Genomic DNA, 19081 nt, shown 5'->3' on the forward strand with positions numbered 1-19081 from the left:
GCCAGATTTTTGAAATTCTTTCATATTTTTAACACAGCTCATATTGGGAGCGGGAGTAGGGGAAGCTTTTTTGAATAATTTTTCCTTGTCCCCTTATCCTTAAGTTATTATTTTTACTTACTACTCGCTATCACATACCCAGGAGTTCATCTAACTGCAAGCTTGGCAAGTCTGGAGGAATCACAGTTCGCACTATTGTGACTTTGTGACTTTCCTGTTGGGTTGTTAGATCAAGTGCGATCGCTTCTAAGCGAATTTCCAAACAGCCAAACGGAATGTTTAATTGCGTCATCACTTCCAATCCTCCCAAGGCATTAGGTAGCAGATTTGCCAGTAAATGGGGCCCCTCTAGTAACCAGCGAGTTTGATAATCTTCAACCCATAACTTGACAACAACTTGGGGAGGTACTTCAGGCAGTACTACGCGCACTATGATAAACTTGCCGGCGATTAGTTCGCCGTCTGGTATATGCAGTTCTGGAATTGGCAAAGGCTCAATGACTGCCGTATTTATGGGTGGAGAAGAGGATAAACCTAACAGTGGTTGCTTCTCTTCTTTAAGGGAGTAATTCTTTGTTACATCGGCTTCCAGTTCATCATATGTATCATCTACAACAATTTCTTGCGCTAACCAAGCCGACGCTATATTCATTTTTATCGGAGGAGGGGGAGGCGGTAGTTGTGTTACCAGAGCCATTGAGAGTGGTGGTTCGGATACTTTTTCTACTACCGTATCTTCCCCTATCTCTAGATCAGCTTCCTTTGCTGTGTCTGTGTCTTCCCCAAAGTTCCCAAGATCAAAAACTGACTCTTGAACTTCTTCCCACGTCTCTGTATCAGCATCTAGGCTTAACGGCAAGTTGACATCAACATTGGGAGTATTGGGAGTTTCAGCACTAAGAGAAAGCTGGGTCTGCTGGGCTGGAACATAGTTATCGTAGTCTTGAGGTTGCAGATCATTAATGGATTCAGGCAAAGAGTATCCTTGGCTCTGCATCCACTTCCTGAGCAGAGGAGATGAGTAAAGGTTACCTGTTGTAATAAATTGTGAATTTGGCTGGGTTTCTACTTCAGCAACAGATTCTTCCTGGAATTGTGAATTTGGCTGGGCTTCTACTTCAGCAACAGATTCTTCCTGGAATTGTGCATCATCTACTACTAATTCCGGTATATTTTCATCTTCAGCTACAATTTCGTCTAACTGCGGGAAGTCTTCATCTGCTGGAACTTGCAATGCATCTGGGGGGACATTGCTGTTTACTTCTTCTGTATCACCTGACAAAGTTGGTATGCGTTTCAAGTATGGCAAAGTAGTGACGAGCATTGGCATTCGACGTTGCCTAATGACCAACTGCTCCAAGTTGATGGCAGCTATAATTGCATCTTTTTCTAGAAATTCATCCTGTGTAGGGGGTTCTGCAACAACATCTGTGGGAAGGTTGGCATCGCTTTGAATAGGGGGCAGTTTCGGCAATTGAGGCGAAGTAACTGAATTCTTTAAGTTGGATGTCCGCAGGGTGGCTTCTCGCAGAACTTGCAGGTTAATTTGCGGTGGTAAGGGTGTATTTGGGGATGGATTGAGTATCTGAGACTGGTCTGTTTTTGGAATATTGACCAGATTGAATAGTTTCAAATCTATCCTCACAGCGGTCTCCGGCTCCGTGAAAGCAGCAGACGAGTCCGATGGTGTTATGGGATCATTTAAGGATGTACTAGGTTTTGCTGCGGCTGTGATTGCCAGTAATTCTGTTACATCTGCTGTAATGGTGAAAGACTGGCTGGCTAACCGGATGACTTCACCAACATCGGCGAATCTACCATACAAACTGATATCTGCCAAAATTAACTTAGATTCACAGTCAGCAGGAATATTAATTGAGGTATTGATGATGAAGGGCAACTCCTGGTCTGGTAAGGGTTGCCGTACCTGGGTTAAGATTTCTGGTTCTAGGGGCGATCGCAGTTCAATTCTTAGTTCAAGCGTCCGCAGCCTTATTGGGGATAATGTTTCAGCCTGATCTAGATTAGTCTTTTCTTTGAGTTCTATCTGCCCATTGATTGTAAGAGCTTGTCCCCAACGAGCTATGTAAGTATCCTGGTCTAAAGTTAGCAGTAATGGTGGCGGTGGTTGTGTTGCTGGAGAATTTGTAACCTTTTCATCTTTTGGCAGGGCTTCAGAAGCGGGTAAAGCTAAATCTATTAAATTTTGTAAAATCTGCTCTGCTGTCTCACCTTTGAGCCAAACAGGACTCACAGGCTCATCGATATCTTCCTCAGTTTCATCTGGTACAACAATGGTAACGGGGTTGCTGTGTGTAGCAATTGCCGATTCTGTGGAAACAGCGATCGCTTTATCTAGCTTAATTACAGGTTCTGTTGGGGCACTAGCTTCCAAGTTCCCTTCATTCGGCACAACAATGGTAACAGGGTTGCTGTGTGTAGCAATTGCCGATTCTGTGGAAACAGCGATCGCTTTATCTAGCGTAATTGCGGGTTCTGCTGAGGCACTAGCTTCCAAGTTCCCTTGATCCGGCACAACAATGGTAACAGGGTTGCTGTGTATAGCAATTGCCGATTCTGTGGAAACAGCGATCGCTTTATCTAGCTTAATTGCGGGTTCTGTTGGGGCACTAGCTTCCAAGTTCCCTTCATTCAGCACAACAATGGTAACAGGGCTGCTGTGTGTAGTAATTGCTTGTTCTGCTAGGGCAGTGCATTCCAAGTTTTCAGAAACAGTATCTGAGTGAGCAGGTGAATTTGACTCTACATTCTCCCCTTGCTCTTCCTCTACTTCCTGGCACAATACTTGTAGTTGGACACTGTATTGCCAAGATTTACCGAGCAGATCCGACATTAAATCGCCGGTACAGCGCAACTCCCAAACTCCCGGCTCGAAGTATGTAAAGGGAATGACCGCCATTAAGCCTTCTGAATTAGTGCGACGCGATCGCTTGAAAATTTTCCACCTTGGTTGAACTTGCTGGGTTGAAGAGTGAGTTACCCGCACTTCAACGTCTGTATTAGGAAGGTTAGAACGAGCCAAAACTCTATACTGTCCTTCCAAAAGTTCCAAATTTGGCGATTCTAGGATATGCCACGAGCGAGCGCCTTGTTTCTGTATCAGAAATTGCCAGTGTTCCATTGTGAGTGATGCCCAGACCGACGAGCCGCTGAGTAATATTGTGTATTAACTTGCTTGCAAGTTTACCCCAGTATTTTGTAAATGCATCCCTTAAATGGCTATCTAGTTAACTCAGTTTTACTTACTTGACTTCTGGTACTTTAACTAGTCCCATCAAGGAAATGTCAATGGATCGCTGTGTTGCTTGTGCATAAAGCTTTTGTTGTTTCCTGAATATTAAGTTTGATCCTCTCCAGTGCTAAATTAACAGGGATGCAATAAATACTGTTAGCTGTCTCTGCTCAACTTTTTTTGTATTATTTTTTACTAAAATGTCTATTTGCAATAGACACAACATACAATAAATTAAGATTCACTTGACAATTTTTATTAAATTGTGATTGCCCACATTTTTGCTAAAAAGAGGGAGGTAGGATGTGGCTCTTAAGTGTCCTCTGCGATCGCCTACGGCGGGCGCAAAACGCCATCGCAAATCACAACACTTAACCGCGTAGCACACGCCCAACCTACCTGAAGCGTTTGTTTGAACTGCTACAAAGCTTATCCTCACCTGAGTGACATGTGGATGACAATGAGGATTTACAGGAGGGATTTCGATGCTAGTCATTTTAATGGACGAGCAAATCCTTGCCCCTGAGCAAGTTTGCCAGTCTTGTTTACTCGCTGATAGGAGTGGTCAACCCCGGTGGCGTGGGGGTCAACTGCGCTGTGGTCAAGCCATTCGCAAACTTACTCAACAGCAGCCAGACCAGTATGAGTGTATGATGGGTTTTCGCATCGCCCATATAGAATAGTTGAATTTGCCAGCAAGACCAAGCAACTGCGTTATCCTAAGCTCAAGTAACTATAGAAATTTAACCACAGGAGAACGCATAATGTCTTGGCGCGGGTCTACAACAGTTTCAGATCGGATTTTTGCTTGCTTGCCCTATTTGCTACCGATGGTTGAGGCAGTAACTTTTGGCCTTTTTCTATTACAGCAGTTTCCTCCCCTAGCAATCGTTTTTGCACCGATTCTGATTTTATGGTCATTTTACAGAAATGTGCGCTATGCAGGAGTGATTATTTTCTTTGCCTTATTCCTATTGGTGGTAAGAAATGAAAAAATCAGTCACTTCATTCGTTTCAACACCATGCAGGCAATCCTTTTGGACATCATTATCTTTTTGTTTGGCATCCTGACTGATGTTGTTGGACTAGTTCCCTCTGGTGGTTTTGCAATCCAAACCCTATCCACAACCATTTTTCTAGGCATAGTGGTAGCAGTTGCATATTCAGTCATCCAGTCATTGAGCGGGCGTTATGCAGAAATTCCGGCGATTTCTGATGCCGTGTATATGCAGGTACGCTAGTAACTAACACCCTATCCCCTGTACCAAAATACAGCGTACAAGTACGCTATTAGTTAACGGGCGACTACGGTGTTTTCCAGGCGACCAATACCTTCAATTTCTACGCGGACGCGATCGCCTGGATGCAATGGACTTACACCCTCTGGCGTACCTGTAAGCACCAAATCACCGGGTAGTAGCGTCATAATCTGACTGATATAGGAAACTAGAACATCCGGGGAAAACACCATCTGATCGATACAGGCAGATTGGACTGGATTAGTGTCATCATTCACAAAAGTCTGCAATCTCGCTCCTGGATTTAATTCCCGCACAATCCAAGGACCCAAGGGACAGAAAGTATCAAAACCTTTGGCTCGCGTCCATTGACCATCCCGTTTTTGTAAATCTCGCGCTGTTACGTCATTGGCAATGGTGTAGCCCCAAATTTTTGTTTGGGCTACCTCTGGTGTACATTCAAAGGCGTAATCGCCAATCACTAATGCTAACTCTCCTTCGTAGTCAACTCTTTGCGACTGGGGAGGATACTTAATTTCCCTCTCAGATGGAATGATCGACGTGGGTGGCTTGAGAAAGATTAGTGGCTCAGAAGGTACTGGAGTTCCCATTTCGGCTGCATGGTCTGCATAATTCTTACCCACCGCCACAATTTTTGAGGGAGCGCAAGGAGCCAGAATTTGGTAATCTTCTGGTGTCAAAGTTAAATCAGTGGGTTGTCCTTGTAACCAGGGCGGAGCATCTAGCACCTGCACATTGAGGGATAGCTGTAGTAACCCATAGTAAATCTGTCCTTCTTGATTTTGAATTCGCACATAGCGCTGCGCCATAACCTTGATGAATATCCTTTTATCTGCTTTTTTGTTGCTGTGAGCGGGTAGCAATCCTCAGTTAGCTTTTTAGCGAACCGACTGAGCTTTCAGCCTGAAAGCGATCGCTATAGATACCCTTAGGACAAGATACCCGTTGGCGAAGCTGATAGCTTGAGCAATTTGCTAGCGATCGCCAAAAGCTGGATTCTTACTCGCTAAAAAAATCTGGAGGTCGGGAACCGACCTAGTTTTCATTAGGGACATCTAAAAAATCCAAACTTTGGCGGATTAGCAATGATTCAAATTGAAAACTGGTAAGATTATAGTTCCTTGTTGCTTCAGATGTTGATTAATACTGGAATTTTGGATTAAAAATAGGTATAAAATAACATCAGCAGCCACTTTTGTCCATGAGGAGACTGAAAAATATGACTACAAGTTACGAAACAATGTACATTCTCCGTCCTGACCTGGGAGACGAACAGGCAGAGCAAGCAATAACTAAATATCAGAATTTGCTTCGCGAACAAGGCGCTGAGGATATCCAAATTCAAAATCGTGGTAAGCGTCGTCTGGCTTATGAAATCAAAAAACACCGCGATGGCATCTACATCCAATTAAACTACACTGCGCCTGCAACTGCGATCGCCCCCTTTGAACGCGCCATGCGCTTGAGTGAAGAAGTGATTCGCTATCTGACAGTTAAGCAGGAAATCGAAGAGGAAAAACCCCCTAAAGAGGAAAAAGAAAAACCCACTAAAGTAACAGCAACGGTCTAATGGGTAGGCAATAGGGGATAGGGAAGAGTTTTCCTAGTACCCAATGCCCCATGCTCAATGCCCAATCCCATTCAATAAAATTTTGTTTTTTTCTTTTTTCGTGACTTGCTTGGGAATGCTAAATTAACAAATACTTGCCAAAGGTAGTACTCCCGCAGTTATACCTAAGAGTGGACAAGATTCTGAATGGGAGCTGTAAGCTACTGTGAGCCAATCTGATACACCCAATATTCAAGTTCTTTCTACGGAAGTATCGCAGCTACGCCAAGAGTTGCAACTTCGCGATCAATTAGTGCAACAGCTATCTCAAGAACTCTTCCGGCTGGTAAAGGGTAACACTAGTTTTATGCCCCAGCAGCCGGATCTTGAGCGCGATCTGACCCAGTTACAGGCTTTGCAAGAACAACTCCAAGCTGTGGAGCAACAGGTGGCGTTCTACCAAGAGCAAATTACAACTCGTGACTCCGAAATTTATCAATTGCGACAGTCAGTCCAAGAACTCACTGATCGCACTCGGATGTTGGAGCAAGTAGTACAAGAGTTGCCTCAAATTTACCGTCGGAAGTTTGAGGAGCGGATGACGCCAGTGAGAGAAAAGGTAGCAATGCTACAACGGGAAAATCGCCAACTACAAGCAGAACTGCAAAGTGTGAGTTACCGTTTAGCACTCAAAACTCGCAACGCTAGTCACAGCGGCATTGATTTGCCAAATTTCCCCCGCCCAGCATCTGAAGAAACTAACATTTCGACTCCCCAGAATGCCTAATTTTATCATTATGGTGGAATCAAAGAGGTAAGAAATTGGCGCGGCAAAGGCTCTTGCAGCCATTCGACTAGTACACCAAGGCAAAAATAACTATAGAGTTAGAAATAACGCAAAGGCTGACATTCTAACCTTTCTTACCTCCTGCTTCCTTGCACTAGTTACATCGGATATAGAACAATTAGCTTCAGGTAATTTGAAAAGCCCTGTCTTTCAGAAGTTGGGGAGTGTCACAAAGAACTGCATTGTTTTGACCGATTTTGGTCATTTCATACTTTACTGCTTTAGGTAGATGGCTTCCAATAAGCAGATATGTTCATGTGCCATTGATATTACCTAACCTCAAAGCCATGAGTTTTCCTCAACATTCTTCTCTAAACAAAAAAGAAAATCAGCCTGCTAGCACCAGACTGTTATCTTTGAGAATATGAAAAAATTCAAATATTGCTTGACTACAGCATCCATCTATAGGTAGATTTATTACTTAGCCTGCTAGCACCAGACTGTTATCTTTGACCGTGGTAAAAATGTCTTCATAAGTGGGAAAAATTTCAAACACTGAATCTAGTTGGGTAAGTTCCAAAATTAACCGTACAGGAGCTTGTACATTGCATAGAACCAAACGGCAACCGCTTTGACGTGCAGCTTTCAACCCTTTTACTAAAGGGACTAACCCAGAACTGTCCATGAAATTAACTTCTGCTAGGTCGATAACCCAGAGTTGATGAGCTTGGGGTACTACTTCAGCCATCTGTTCACTCAAAGCCTTGCCGCCTTCCAAATCTATGCTTCCTTGGGGTTTAAACAAAATCACTTGAAGTTTTTGTGTGAGAGCCATGAATTTAACAGGGTAGTTGGAACACTGGACAAAAAATTGAAAAAGACATCAATACTCTTCTCTTTAAACGGCAAAATCACTGTTTTACCCCGATATTGGGGCAATTGCAGTGATGCAGTTGAGAGAGATTATTTCAGTATTCATGTCGTATAATTTGTGTTAACTTTCATCAATATAGGCATAATCGCCTAACAAATTCGGTATCAACCGTATCTTTTACAAGATTTTTATAATTTATCTGGATAATTATAAACTTTTTATAAAAATTTTAATTTTTCTAAAAAAAATATAAATTTGTGGTAATGGGATTAAAAAAATACATAGTCAAAAATTAATATTTACTATAGACTAAAATCTATGGTTTATTCAGAATTAAGCTAATGACTTAATGACTTTATGTAGTGGTTTGATTGACACCCCACCCAAAAACAAGCAAAGATATAGTAAAAGTAAAAATTTGTAAAGGCGGCGGTGCGGGATGTCCTTAGAGCTGATTTCACTAGAAAATATCCAGGAAGTCGCCCATACATACGGGTATTGGGCAATTTTTTTCGGAATTTTGCTAGAAAATTTAGGCATTCCCCTTCCTGGTGAAACCGTGACCTTAGTAGGTGGGTTTCTAGCTGGCAGTGATGAACTGAATTTCTGGCTGGTTCTCGGTGACGCAATTATGGGTGCTGTAATTGGCGGCACTTGTGGCTATTGGATTGGTAGAGTTAGCGGTTGGCCTTTTCTGGTAAAAGTTGGTAGCATATTTCGGATTTCTGAAGTGCGACTGCTGACTATTAAAGAACAATTTAGTCAAAATTCTGCTAAAGCGGTATTTTTTGGACGTTTTTTGGCATTGTTGCGAGTTTTTGCTGCACCACTAGCTGGTATAGCCGAAATGCCCTTTGGAAAATTCTTTTTATACAACTTGTTAGGAGCTGTTGCTTGGGCTAGTTTAATGGTGACATTAGCTTTTTTTGCTGGCAAAATTGTCTCTTTAGAACAATTGGTTGCTTGGGTGGGTCAATTTGCGATCGCAGCGTTACTGATCTTAGCAGCCTTAATTATTGTGCCTCTGTGGCTAGAGTCTCGCCAAGTTAAGGAAGTGAGTAGTGAAGAGTGAGGAGTGAGGAGTCAGGAATAAAGTAAAAAGTTATTTTTTTAACTTTCACTTTTGTATTTCGCTTTTTTACCTCCTAACTCCTAACTTTTAACTTTTAACTTTTAATGTGCCGCGACCAAATGCGAGTTGGTAGCCCCCAAACGTAAATAAAGCCTTCAGCGGCTTTGTGGTCAAATTGGTCTTCAGCTCCATAGGTTGCCAAATCGGGAGTGTAGAGGGAATTATCGCTCGAACGCCCAACTATCGTAGAGTTTCCTTTGAACAACTTCACTCGCACAGTTCCAGAGACTCGCTCTTGTGTCTTTTGAATAAAGGCATCGAGTGCAACTTTGAGTGGACTGTACCACAAACCGTTGTAAACGATTTGGCTGTAAGTTTCTTCAATCCCACGCTTGTAATGGGTGACATCTGCTGTCAAAGTCAAGCTTTCTAAATCCCTATGTGCCTGAATTAGCACTAACATCGCGGGTGATTCGTAGATTTCCCGCGATTTGATGCCCACCAGACGGTTTTCAATCATATCGATCCGCCCGATACCGTGATTTCCTACCACCTGATTGAGTTCTTCAATTAGTTCAACTGGCTTTTTAGCTATGCCATTGAGAGTTATTGGAATACCACCGTGGAAACCAATTTCGATGTACTCTGGCTCGTTGGGAGTATCAGCGATCGCTTTGGTCATTTCATAAATTTCTTCTGGTGGCTCAAATGACGGATCTTCGAGTAAACCAGCTTCAATACTACGACCGAGCAAATTCTTGTCAATACTATAGGGAGAAGATTTTTTGACTGGTGAGGGGATACCAAACTTTTCACCATAGGCGATTGTTTCCTCACGACTCATTCCCCACTCTCTGGCTGGTGCGAGGATCTTCAGGTTTGGGTTGAGAGCGGTAACTGAGACATCAAAGCGAACCTGATCGTTACCTTTGCCGGTGCAACCGTGAGCGATCGCATCAGCACCATATTTTTCGGCTGTTTCTACTAATACCTTAGCAATCAGTGGACGAGCAAGGGCAGTTCCTAGAGGATAACGATTTTCATAAAGGGCGTTAGCTTGAATTGCTCCAAAGGCGTAATCTTTAACGAAGCTGTCTTTGACATCCGCCACGAGGGATTCACTTGCACCCGATTTTAGAGCTTTTTCTCGAACTGGTTCTAATTCATCTCCCTGGCCTAAATCTGCTGCTAGGGTAATCACCTCTTCCACACCCCACTCCTGTTTGAGGTAGGGGATGCAAACGGAGGTATCCACTCCACCAGAATATGCCAGGACAACCTTTTTGGCGCGACCCATTAATTTCTCCAGTTAGGAAAACAAACAATGAGTCATTATTATATCTAAACTAATCCATGTATATTTTATTCATGCAACAACCAATAGATTAATTAACTGCAAACCTAGACATTACGGTTAACTCTTATCTAATGCCAATAAAACGATGTAGCAATCCTAAATCATTTGTGAATAACAAGATTCCCTAACTTCTTAGAAAAATCGGGAATCTGAGCTTTTAGATTTTATTATGTTAAAAATTTGCAGGGTGGATAATCCCACCCTGCTATTCTTGATAATTTGGTTTAAGCACACGAAAGACTGATGACTGATAACGGTTGACGGTTAACAGACATCAGTCAACAGTTAACGGGTCAGGGCGGGCTATCCCGGACACCCCTGGTTCGCACGTCTAGTAGAGAAGAAGTGGGCTTCCCGCCGCCTTGGTGAGAGTTTTATCATGATTAGAAAAATTATAAGTTAGGGCTGCTGCTTGAGCAGGCATAGTCTTCCCTAATGAAGCGGTGTATTAATTTCACGGACTTGCGATCGCAGTTTTGTTTTCATGGCTTGGAAGATATGACTTTGGTCAATCACGCCCCGAACACCAGTCACAGTATAAGTACCAGAACTATCTTTAAACTTGAATGCCATAGCCAGACCAGATATGAGCCAAGCCAAGGCGCGTTTGTACTGCTTCAGTAATGAAATGATTTTGGATTTTTGAATGAAAGTTTCATCAAGAAACTTCAGATTTGCATATTCACTTACTACTAATACCGTTCGGTGAGTCATTTTCATGTGATTTCATGGCAATTTGACAGTAATAAAAATGTTGTTAATCACAACGACTAAAGTCCGAGGTTTGAAACCTTTTGATACTGAGTGGATGAGTTAAATTTTTACTTCGCGGGAAATTTATATATACGTGACAAGCTTAAAGATTTTATAAAAATAATCTTTTGTTTGATTTTTCTTAACCTGTACACAGTGGTTCAAAGTTTATTTAAGTGAAATTACAGAACTATTCATTTTTTAACTTTGGAGTATTTTTTGATGAAATTAGTTAAAAATCTTGGCATTGCTACTATTGCAGCTACCATCTCTGTTGCTGCTATTGGGGCTAAACCGGTGCAAGCTGCCTTGGTTAATTACGGTTTCACTGTGAATGCCACATTTGGCAATAATCCCGGTCAGTATTTCGGCTCTTTTCAATACGATGACTCGACTTTAACCAATACAGGTCTTGAGACATTGGGAGTTGAGAATGGATTAGCAGTTGCATTCAACTACTTAGGTACTAACTATACAGAAGTAAATGATACTGATTTTGACAGCTTTCCTATAGCTAGCTTCAATAATGGCGAAGTTCTAGGACTAAGCTATTTTGTTGCAGACCAGTTTGCGATCGGAGGTGATCTAAATACTCCAGATGTAGGAGGAAACAAATTTTATGTGATTGACCAATCAGTAAATACAACAGAGGTAGGTACTGTAAGCTACGCTAAAGTACCAGAGCCGTTAGCTGTTGGTGGTACGGCTATTGCTAGTGTTATGGGATTGTGGATGCAACGCAAGAAGAGAACAACAAAACTTGTGGGTTAATAGTACGCAATCACTAAAATAAAATTTTGATTAAAATAATCCTCATTTAATAAGTGGGGATTTTATTTGTTTATTAAAATCTTGACTATTACTATTAACTAAATCACCTTACCTTGGCTGTGTTTAAAGTCAAGGATTAAGGTGATTTAAAAGTATTTAAGATACTGAGCGATCGCTAAATGAATCTGTTGCTATCGTCTTTAGAGACCACCAACAACGCCACCGTCATTACGGATAATTACTACCACTGATGAACGTGGGCGACCTGATGGGCCATACCCTTGACTGTTAGGCCAATTGCTGGCGATCGTGGGATTCGAGGCATCACCGCGATCGCCTGGGTGTTGGATGTTGATAAACATCGCTTTGCCATCAGGTGTGCTGGTAATACCAGTTACCTCACAATCCGTAGGGCTGGTTAAGAAGCGCCTAACTTGTTTGGTGTTGGGGTCAGCACAGGACATGGTGTTGCTACCGATGTTTACCAAATCACCGATACCATCGCCTGAGTGGTCGGTCTGAATCCAAAGGCGGCCGAAGTCGTCGAACCACAGACCATCTGGTGAACTTAAGTCATCACCTTTAATGTTGCCTTGAAGATTTGGTTCGGGTCTAGTTTTGTCCCCAGCTTCAAAGAAGATATCCCATTTGAAAGTTGTAGCCGTAACGCTGCGTCCATCTTCGCGCCAGCGAATGATGTGACCGTAACGGTTGTCAGGACGTGGGTTTGAAGCATTCACGGGAGGACGCGCACCGCCTGCTGCTGTTGTGCCGTCTGGCTGGTTAGAGGAAACTGGAGTTGTGCCGCGACGAGTATTGTTAGTCAATGTGCAATAAACTTCAATCTCTTTATATCCGCCGATGCGAGGACGCACAGCTACCCACTCTGGACGATCCATCATGGTTGCGCCGACGCGATCGCCAGCTTGTCTTGTCTTGACAAGCACCTCAGCTTGACTTCTAAAACCGTTTTCTGGTGTCAAACCACGCTGACCGTACACCAAAGGAATCCACTCGCCAGTACCGTTGTCATTAAATTTGGCAACGTACAGAACACCGTTGTCAAGTAAATCGCAGTTAGCAGAACGATTTCCGGGATTTAAAGGTTGGGCACAAACGAACTTGTAGATATACTCGTTACGCTCGTCGTCACCCTGATAGAAAGCAACACGGTTATTATCATCAACAACGACCTGAGCGCTCTCGTGCTTGAATCGACCAAGGGCAGTGCGCTTGACTGGTTTGCTTTGCGGATCGTAGGGATCAATTTCAACCACCCAGCCGAATAAATGGGGTTCGAGTGGGTTGGTGCTGGCATCAAAGCGTGGATCAACCTCAGGCCAGCGATAGCTAGATGATGTTGAAATGCCGTACCGATTTTGTCCTGCCAGGATATCGGACTTTTCGATGCCCCCAATTGCAACTACATCTCGTGTGGGATTAGCAAAGTAGCCGTTCCAGTTCTCTTCGCAGGTCAAGTAAGTGCCCCAAGGAGTGTAGCCATTGGCGCAGTTGTTGATTGTACCGTATGCGGTGTAGCCGTCGTTCAGCGTCCCGGTGTCAACAGAGCCAGTTGCCTGAATTGAAAACTTTTTTGACTTTAACAGTGCATTGCCAGCAGCAGGCCCCGATACTCGCATCTCGGTGTTGGCGGTAATGCGGCGGCCATAGGGCGAATTGCGATTGAAACTCCACTCATTGCCCTTTTTGGAAATTTCCACAACAGACACACCATGAGCAGCCTGAGACTTCCGTACTTTCGCAATTGTGACTGTATCCAGGCCATCTGGATGCAAAATTGATTCCTGGGTGTATTCATGATTGACGCACAGCAAACCAGTATTTATGGGCTGATTTAAAAAGCCTCTTAACGATCTTGTTTGTGAACTTACTGTCCGACCAACAACCTTACCTGGCTGTAATGGGAAGTAGTGCATTCCATCATTGTGCATACCAAACTGCTTTTCTTGAGCAGCAGCATCTTGAGAGACATCTGGTAGCCAAGTCTGGCCACCAGGTGCGATCGGATCTCCCCAAGCAATCAGCACTTTGGCTGTATAACCTTCAGGAACACTGACAAGATCCTTTTCAAGCAGTCCTGTAGCTGGGTTGAGTAGATTCGGTGGGATGCTCTTAAAGCCTATACCAGCAAATCCCGTTCCTTTGGGAATCGGGGCTGCATCAACACTTTGGAGAAAGCCACCGATAGAAACATCGCCCAGAACAGTTAGCACCGACGTACCCACAGCCGTCATGATAAACCGCCGCCGACTAAGACTAACGCGGTCAATCACATCACGAATTGACTCGTTACCAGATGGGTTGAGGGTCAAATTGTTTTTAGGGTGAAAGCGTCCTTTCATTCTTTGTTCTCCATTTAAGGCTTACGAGGTTGTTATTCAGTTCATCTCTCAAGAAGATGAGTAATTTGGTAAAGAAAAACTTTAAATACTTACATAAATTACTTCGATATTTATTGAAAATTGACACGTTTTTAACAGCCAAAAAGTATAGCAATCCTAAATTATTAGTGAAAAAAATCTGTTGCCTATTGCCTACCTCCACGACTAATTCCACAACTTAAATAGGATTTCTATAACAGTGAATAGCAAATTAAAACTGTCTGCTCCTGCTTACCCGAAGAAAAAATTATCAAGCTTTTATTAATTTAAATATCAAGTATTAACATCAGGTTATATATTGATTAATTTGAATTTATCAATTGTCATTATTTATGAGGAAATAAACTTTAAAAGCACAAATACCTGTAACTGTAAAAACAACATAATCAAAAATACATATTTTCCGATTTTAAACATGGTAAACTTATATACCTATTTTTTAAGACCCAGCAAATATTGCATCATCAGCAGATTGACCATTTCCGTAACCAGAATCAGATAAGGAACAGTGTCAGCATCCATCTGTCCTATCCTGGAGATGGATATATATAGTGTTGTGGGTGAGACTGTGTTTTTCAGCGTTGTGATACCGACTTATAATCGCCAACCGATTTTAGAAAAATGCCTCCGCGCCTTGGAGGTGCAGAAATTAAGTCAGCCAAGTTCGGTTACTGATTACGAGATTGTCTTGGTGGATGATGGTTCTACTGATGGCACATTGGAGTGGTTAGCAGTACACAAAGAAGAGTTTCCCCATGTGCGCTGGTTTCAGCAAGACCATGCTGGCCCATCTGCGGCTCGGAATCTGGGGGTAGAACAGGCGCTGGGAGACACAATTATCTTTATTGATAGTGATTTAGTGGTGCTGGATAATTTCCTGCAAGCTCATGCTGAGGCGCTAGTGCAAGGAAAAGAGAAATTGGGGAGCGATCGCTTTTTCACTTACGGTGCAGTTATTAATACTTGTAATTTCCATAACCCAACGGTTGAACCCTATAAAGTAACAGATTTTTCAGCAGCTTTTTTTGCTACCGGAAATGTAGCAATTCCCAAACATTGGCTAGAGAAAGCTGGACTTTTTGACACCAGATTCCAACTCTATGGCTGGGAAGATTTAGAACTAGGTGTGAGGCTAAAACAACTAGGTTTAAAACTAATTAAATGTCCAGAAGCCGTAGGATATCATTGGCATCCACCATTTAACTTAGAGCAAATTCCCCGATTGATTGACCAAGAAATTCAACGCGGACGGATGGGAGTTTTATTTTATCAAAAGCATCCCACATGGGAAGTGCGAATGATGATTCAAATGACTTGGCTGCATCGCTTACTTTGGGGAATTCTTTCACTCAACGGTACGCTGAACGAACGGACAATGGCTCCATTATTGCAATGGCTAATTAATTTAGGTAAACCGCAATTAGCTTTAGAAATTGCTCGAATTTTTCTTAACTGGTATAACGTGAAAAGTGTTTACCAAGCCTATGCCAAAATGCAGCAAATATCCTGATTAAATACCGATTCAACTTGTATTTATCCAGTCACTTACGTCAAAATCGCCCCACCCATTAACCGTTCATATCGATATTTCAACTCTTCTTTCATCAAATACCAGCGCTCTAAAGTTACATCCATTTCTATTATTTTTTCTGCTGCTTGCCGTGCTAAAAGTAAAACTTCCTCATCTTCAACCAAACTTGCTAAGGTAAAATCTGGCACTCCAGATTGACGAGTTCCCAGCACTTGCCCAGGTCCACGAAAACGCATATCCATTTCTGAGATGAAAAAACCATCCTGAGATTGTTCCAACACCTTCAAACGTTGTTGAGCATCAGGACTTCTGGAACTGCTCATCAATAGACAGTAAGACTGAGCCGCGCCACGACCGACACGCCCCCGCAGTTGGTGGAGTTGCGATAAGCCAAATCGTTCCGCATTTTCAATGAGCATTACTGTAGCGTTAGGTACGTCTACTCCTACCTCAACAACGGTCGTAGAAACTAATATCTGTGTTTGGTTATCACGAAATTTGGTAATCGCTTCATCCTTATCGGCTGAACTCATGCGACCGTGCAGCAGCCCTACTTGAAAGTCAGGAAAAACGCTTTCTTGTAGCTTTTGATGCTCCTCGGTTGCCGATCGCAGATCCAGTTTTTCTGATTCTTCTACCAAAGGCAAAACCACGTACACTTGTCTACCTTGGGCAATTTCTCGGCGCATGAGGTCGTAAGCATGGTTGCGTTGCTGACCTGACAATACTGTTGTCTGAATCTTTTGCCGTCCTGGTGGTAACTCATCAATCTGGCTCACATCCAAATCCCCGTGTATCGTCAGTGCTAAGGTTCGGGGAATGGGAGTGGCTGTCATAGTCAACACATGAGGTTGCTCACCTTTTTGCTGCAAACGCGCCCGTTGTTCTACCCCAAAGCGATGCTGCTCATCAATCACCACTAATCCCAATTGATGGAAGTTTACGGGGTCTTGAATTAAGGCGTGGGTTCCCACTAATAGAGGTAATTCACCAGTTCCTAACTGAGAATGTATTTGTCTTCGTTTAGCAGTTTTAGTAGAACCTGTCAGTAATTCCACTGGTAAATGCAAGAGGTTAAACCAGCTAACTAACTTGCGATAATGTTGTTCTGCTAAAACTTCTGTAGGAGCCATCAGCGCCGCTTGGTAGCCAGATTGAATTGCTGCGAGGATAGCTAGCACAGCGACGACTGTTTTACCGGAACCGACATCGCCTTGCACCAAACGATTCATTGGTACAGGTTTTTGCAAATCATTGAGGATATCGTTGAGAACTCTTTGCTGTGCGCCAGTGAGTTGAAAAGGCAGTATTTCGTGGAATTTCTCTACAAGTTGACCGCGTGGAACTAGTATGGCGCTGGTTTGAATCGCTTTTGCTTGCTGCTGACGTTGCAATAACCCAAGTTGTAGATAGAAAAATTCATCAAAAACTAGGCGACGACGGGCAACTTGTAAGGCGGCGCTATCGCTGGGAAAATGGATGTTAGCGATCGCATCTTTCAATTCCATCAAACCATACTTTTGCCGCAAACCACTTGGCAGAGGGTCTTTCAGGTTAGCCGCAGCTGGTAAAGCAGCTATTACCGCCTGTCGCACTGTATTCGCCACCACACCCTCAGTCAATCCATAAATTGGCACCACCCGCCCAATATTCAGCGACTCAATCGAATCTCCTGGATTTGCCAAAACCTCTAGTTCTGGATTATCCAATGTCAAGCCGTATTTACTTTCTTTTACCAACCCACACGCCGCCAGAATACTACCTACTGGATAACGGCGTTTTAAACTTTCTTGCCAAGCGCGACTGCTAAAGCGCGTACCTGCGTAAAAACGACCAATTTTGATTTGACCGCTATTATCTTTTACTACCAGTTCTAAAATTGATAATTTCTGATTTTTAGGGCTAGTAAAGCAGTTGCAACGCTTCACTGTAGCCACTATTGTCACCGTTTCACCCGCCTGTAACTCGCGGATATTCACCTGACGCGCATAATCAATATGGTCACGAGGATAGTAGAAAAGCAAGTCACGGACGGTATGTAAACCAAGCCGTGCCAAATTATCAGCTTTTTTGAAGCCTATTTCTGGTAAATCACTGAGTTTTTGTTCAATGTTCGGGGCAAGCCTCCGACTCACCTCAGAGATGATTTTAGATTTTGGGTCACGCCTTTGGTGCGCTGGAAGCGCAACTTGGATTTTGGATTGATAAGTTTTCCCTTGCTCCCCTGCTCCCCTGCTCCCCTGCTTCCCCTGCTCCTCTTGCTGTAGTTGGGAGAGATACCTACGAGTCTCTGCTACTAAATGTTGTCTTTCTTCCAGTGCTAGATGTGGATAACTAGCAAATTGCACCGCTAGTCCTTGCCAACGGCGGCGTTCAGTTTGGGGTAAGCCTGTTGGGAATTTACCCAAAGTCAGGCTAAGAAATTCACTGAAGCGGTATTGTCTGCCCACCAAGTCTGTAAAGCCATGTTCGGCTTCTATTGCCAAGGCTTTGTGCAATCGTATCCAATCTGGTTTTTCATTAGTCATTGGTCAATAGACATGGGAGTGAGGAGTTAGGAGTTAGGAATAAATAACTCATAACTCATAATTCATAACTCATAACTTTATTCAAACCAACTAGCACGCCATGCAGCTTCAGCTTCAGCGACTGCCCTTTCTCGATGTTTTTTTTGATACTCTCGTCCTAGCTTGTTTAGCTGAACTAAAATACTGCGGATTTGTCTACGCTCAGAGGAAAGTGTCACATCAGCAAATTCAATTTCTCCTAGCCGCAGGTTAATAGCCATAATTTGCGTCAGCCCAGAATCTTCTGACTGCTGCTCATTTTCAATTTCAATTACTAAGTTTAATAAGTTGGGTGGTCCTGGCATTACCTCGGCAGACGCTTCTGATGCAGCAGCGGCTGCGGCTGCTAAAATCGGTTCTGGTAATTTTTTGGGTAATACTCCAGCTTTTTGTAATAGAAGATTAGCGTCATGCGAAAGTTTTTTCAGTATCTCTTGCATGACCTCTTCTAAGTTCTGTTGCCATTTTGCTAGTTCCATAGGATTAGAAGTGTCGGCGGTGAGAGACTTAGAATTAGAGGTGTCCAAAAGTCTAGAAGCTGAAGAGGATGTTACTCCCTCATCCCCCTCATCTTCCTCATCTTCCTCATCTTCCTCATCTCCCTTATCTACCCCAGCTTCCTCACTTTTAATACAAGTGAGCAACTGTTCAGCTGCCACTTGACCTAGCTTGCGGATGGCTTGTTGCAATTGTTGGCGCTGATTCAATGACAAATGCAGAAAGTTTTCGGGATATCCTTGGGTACAGAGATGGTAACTCGCCAGAATCAGCTGTTTTCGTACAGCTAGCCCCAAGGTGTCTAGATAACTAGCATAAGCGCTTTGTAGTTCTACTGCGATCGCCCGAATCGCTTCTTTCAGTGCTGCAATATCCCGTTCAATTCGCTCGATTGCTCTTGCCATATCT

General features: G+C 43.1%; 15 protein-coding genes. 7 read left to right on the forward strand and 8 right to left on the reverse strand.

Annotation, left to right across the window (positions count from 1 at the left end):
* Positions 1-130: 130 nt before the first annotated feature.
* On the reverse strand, positions 131-3142 hold the full coding sequence (locus H6G92_RS39605; protein ID WP_242059235.1) for a hypothetical protein: 3012 nt from the start codon (positions 3140-3142) through the stop codon (positions 131-133).
* Between the two features lie 596 nt (positions 3143-3738).
* On the opposite strand from H6G92_RS39605, the gene H6G92_RS19695 reads away from it, so the two are divergent.
* Both H6G92_RS19695 and H6G92_RS19700 read left to right on the forward strand, forming a co-directional pair.
* The gene (locus H6G92_RS19695; protein WP_190895288.1) at positions 3739-3936 is read left to right on the forward strand and encodes a hypothetical protein; all 198 of its coding nucleotides are present in this window, start codon (positions 3739-3741) and stop codon (positions 3934-3936) included.
* 81 nt (positions 3937-4017) lie between these two features.
* On the forward strand, positions 4018-4494 hold the full coding sequence (locus H6G92_RS19700; RefSeq protein WP_190895289.1) for a Tic20 family protein: 477 nt from the start codon (positions 4018-4020) through the stop codon (positions 4492-4494).
* Between the two features lie 53 nt (positions 4495-4547).
* Here H6G92_RS19700 and H6G92_RS19705 read toward each other — a convergent pair whose 3' ends face one another.
* Positions 4548-5321 (reverse strand): fumarylacetoacetate hydrolase family protein, encoded by a 774-nt coding sequence (locus tag H6G92_RS19705; protein WP_190895290.1) that lies wholly within the window; start codon positions 5319-5321, stop codon positions 4548-4550.
* Between the two features lie 410 nt (positions 5322-5731).
* Between H6G92_RS19705 and rpsF the strand changes: the two genes are divergently transcribed.
* The gene (gene rpsF / locus H6G92_RS19710; RefSeq protein ID WP_190895291.1) at positions 5732-6082 is read left to right on the forward strand and encodes a 30S ribosomal protein S6; all 351 of its coding nucleotides are present in this window, start codon (positions 5732-5734) and stop codon (positions 6080-6082) included.
* A 205-nt stretch (positions 6083-6287) separates the two neighbouring features.
* Entirely contained in the window at positions 6288-6848 is a 561-nt protein-coding gene (locus H6G92_RS19715) for an Npun_F5560 family protein (RefSeq protein ID WP_190895292.1), read from the forward strand.
* 481 nt (positions 6849-7329) lie between these two features.
* Here the strand turns inward: H6G92_RS19715 and H6G92_RS19720 are convergent, their stop codons facing one another.
* Positions 7330-7683, reverse strand: coding sequence for an STAS domain-containing protein (locus tag H6G92_RS19720; protein WP_190895293.1), 354 nt, complete (start codon positions 7681-7683; stop codon positions 7330-7332).
* A 478-nt stretch (positions 7684-8161) separates the two neighbouring features.
* Between H6G92_RS19720 and H6G92_RS19725 the strand changes: the two genes are divergently transcribed.
* Positions 8162-8794 carry a DedA family protein gene (locus tag H6G92_RS19725; protein ID WP_190895294.1) on the forward strand — a complete coding sequence of 211 codons (633 nt, stop codon included), beginning with the start codon at positions 8162-8164 and terminating at the stop codon, positions 8792-8794.
* 94 nt (positions 8795-8888) lie between these two features.
* On the opposite strand, the gene H6G92_RS19730 is transcribed toward H6G92_RS19725, so the two are convergent.
* Together H6G92_RS19730 and H6G92_RS19735 are read right to left on the reverse strand one after the other, a co-directional pair.
* Positions 8889-10091: an argininosuccinate synthase gene (locus H6G92_RS19730; RefSeq protein WP_190895295.1), complete on the reverse strand. Its 1203-nt coding sequence runs from the start codon at positions 10089-10091 to the stop codon at positions 8889-8891.
* Between the two features lie 492 nt (positions 10092-10583).
* Complete coding sequence (locus H6G92_RS19735) at positions 10584-10865, reverse strand: hypothetical protein (protein WP_190895351.1); 282 nt, start codon at positions 10863-10865, stop codon at positions 10584-10586.
* Between the two features lie 261 nt (positions 10866-11126).
* On the opposite strand from H6G92_RS19735, the gene H6G92_RS19740 reads away from it, so the two are divergent.
* Positions 11127-11675 carry a PEP-CTERM sorting domain-containing protein gene (locus tag H6G92_RS19740; protein ID WP_190895296.1) on the forward strand — a complete coding sequence of 183 codons (549 nt, stop codon included), beginning with the start codon at positions 11127-11129 and terminating at the stop codon, positions 11673-11675.
* Between the two features lie 200 nt (positions 11676-11875).
* On the opposite strand, the gene H6G92_RS19745 is transcribed toward H6G92_RS19740, so the two are convergent.
* Positions 11876-14038 (reverse strand): PhoX family protein, encoded by a 2163-nt coding sequence (locus H6G92_RS19745; RefSeq protein WP_190895297.1) that lies wholly within the window; start codon positions 14036-14038, stop codon positions 11876-11878.
* A gap of 577 nt (positions 14039-14615) precedes the next feature.
* Between H6G92_RS19745 and H6G92_RS19750 the strand changes: the two genes are divergently transcribed.
* Positions 14616-15587, forward strand: coding sequence for a glycosyltransferase family 2 protein (locus tag H6G92_RS19750; RefSeq protein WP_190895348.1), 972 nt, complete (start codon positions 14616-14618; stop codon positions 15585-15587).
* Positions 15588-15622: 35 nt separating this feature from the next.
* Here H6G92_RS19750 and recG read toward each other — a convergent pair whose 3' ends face one another.
* A complete protein-coding gene (gene recG / locus H6G92_RS19755; RefSeq protein ID WP_190895298.1) occupies positions 15623-18136 on the reverse strand; it encodes an ATP-dependent DNA helicase RecG in 2514 nt (837 codons plus the stop codon).
* A gap of 77 nt (positions 18137-18213) precedes the next feature.
* Entirely contained in the window at positions 18214-19077 is an 864-nt protein-coding gene (locus H6G92_RS19760; protein ID WP_190895299.1) for a hypothetical protein, read from the reverse strand.
* Positions 19078-19081 lie beyond the last annotated feature (4 nt).

Source organism: Nostoc foliaceum FACHB-393, from assembly GCF_014698505.1.
GTDB lineage: Bacteria > Cyanobacteriota > Cyanobacteriia > Cyanobacteriales > Nostocaceae > Nostoc > Nostoc foliaceum_A.

What these genes read in the sequence shown, in the direction of transcription:
- H6G92_RS39605 (WP_242059235.1), bottom strand. Translation starts at nt 3,142, where the DNA reads ATGGAACACTGGCAATTTCTGATACAGAAACAAGGCGCTCGCTCGTGG.
- H6G92_RS19700 (WP_190895289.1), top strand. Translation starts at nt 4,018, where the DNA reads ATGTCTTGGCGCGGGTCTACAACAGTTTCAGATCGGATTTTTGCTTGC.
- H6G92_RS19740 (WP_190895296.1), top strand. Translation starts at nt 11,127, where the DNA reads ATGAAATTAGTTAAAAATCTTGGCATTGCTACTATTGCAGCTACCATC.
- recG (WP_190895298.1), bottom strand. Translation starts at nt 18,136, where the DNA reads ATGACTAATGAAAAACCAGATTGGATACGATTGCACAAAGCCTTGGCA.
- H6G92_RS19760 (WP_190895299.1), bottom strand. Translation starts at nt 19,077, where the DNA reads ATGGCAAGAGCAATCGAGCGAATTGAACGGGATATTGCAGCACTGAAA.
- H6G92_RS19720 (WP_190895293.1), bottom strand. Translation starts at nt 7,683, where the DNA reads ATGGCTCTCACACAAAAACTTCAAGTGATTTTGTTTAAACCCCAAGGA.
- H6G92_RS19695 (WP_190895288.1), top strand. Translation starts at nt 3,739, where the DNA reads ATGCTAGTCATTTTAATGGACGAGCAAATCCTTGCCCCTGAGCAAGTT.
- H6G92_RS19730 (WP_190895295.1), bottom strand. Translation starts at nt 10,091, where the DNA reads ATGGGTCGCGCCAAAAAGGTTGTCCTGGCATATTCTGGTGGAGTGGAT.
- H6G92_RS19725 (WP_190895294.1), top strand. Translation starts at nt 8,162, where the DNA reads ATGTCCTTAGAGCTGATTTCACTAGAAAATATCCAGGAAGTCGCCCAT.
- H6G92_RS19750 (WP_190895348.1), top strand. Translation starts at nt 14,616, where the DNA reads ATGGATATATATAGTGTTGTGGGTGAGACTGTGTTTTTCAGCGTTGTG.
- rpsF (WP_190895291.1), top strand. Translation starts at nt 5,732, where the DNA reads ATGACTACAAGTTACGAAACAATGTACATTCTCCGTCCTGACCTGGGA.
- H6G92_RS19745 (WP_190895297.1), bottom strand. Translation starts at nt 14,038, where the DNA reads ATGAAAGGACGCTTTCACCCTAAAAACAATTTGACCCTCAACCCATCT.
- H6G92_RS19735 (WP_190895351.1), bottom strand. Translation starts at nt 10,865, where the DNA reads ATGACTCACCGAACGGTATTAGTAGTAAGTGAATATGCAAATCTGAAG.
- H6G92_RS19705 (WP_190895290.1), bottom strand. Translation starts at nt 5,321, where the DNA reads ATGGCGCAGCGCTATGTGCGAATTCAAAATCAAGAAGGACAGATTTAC.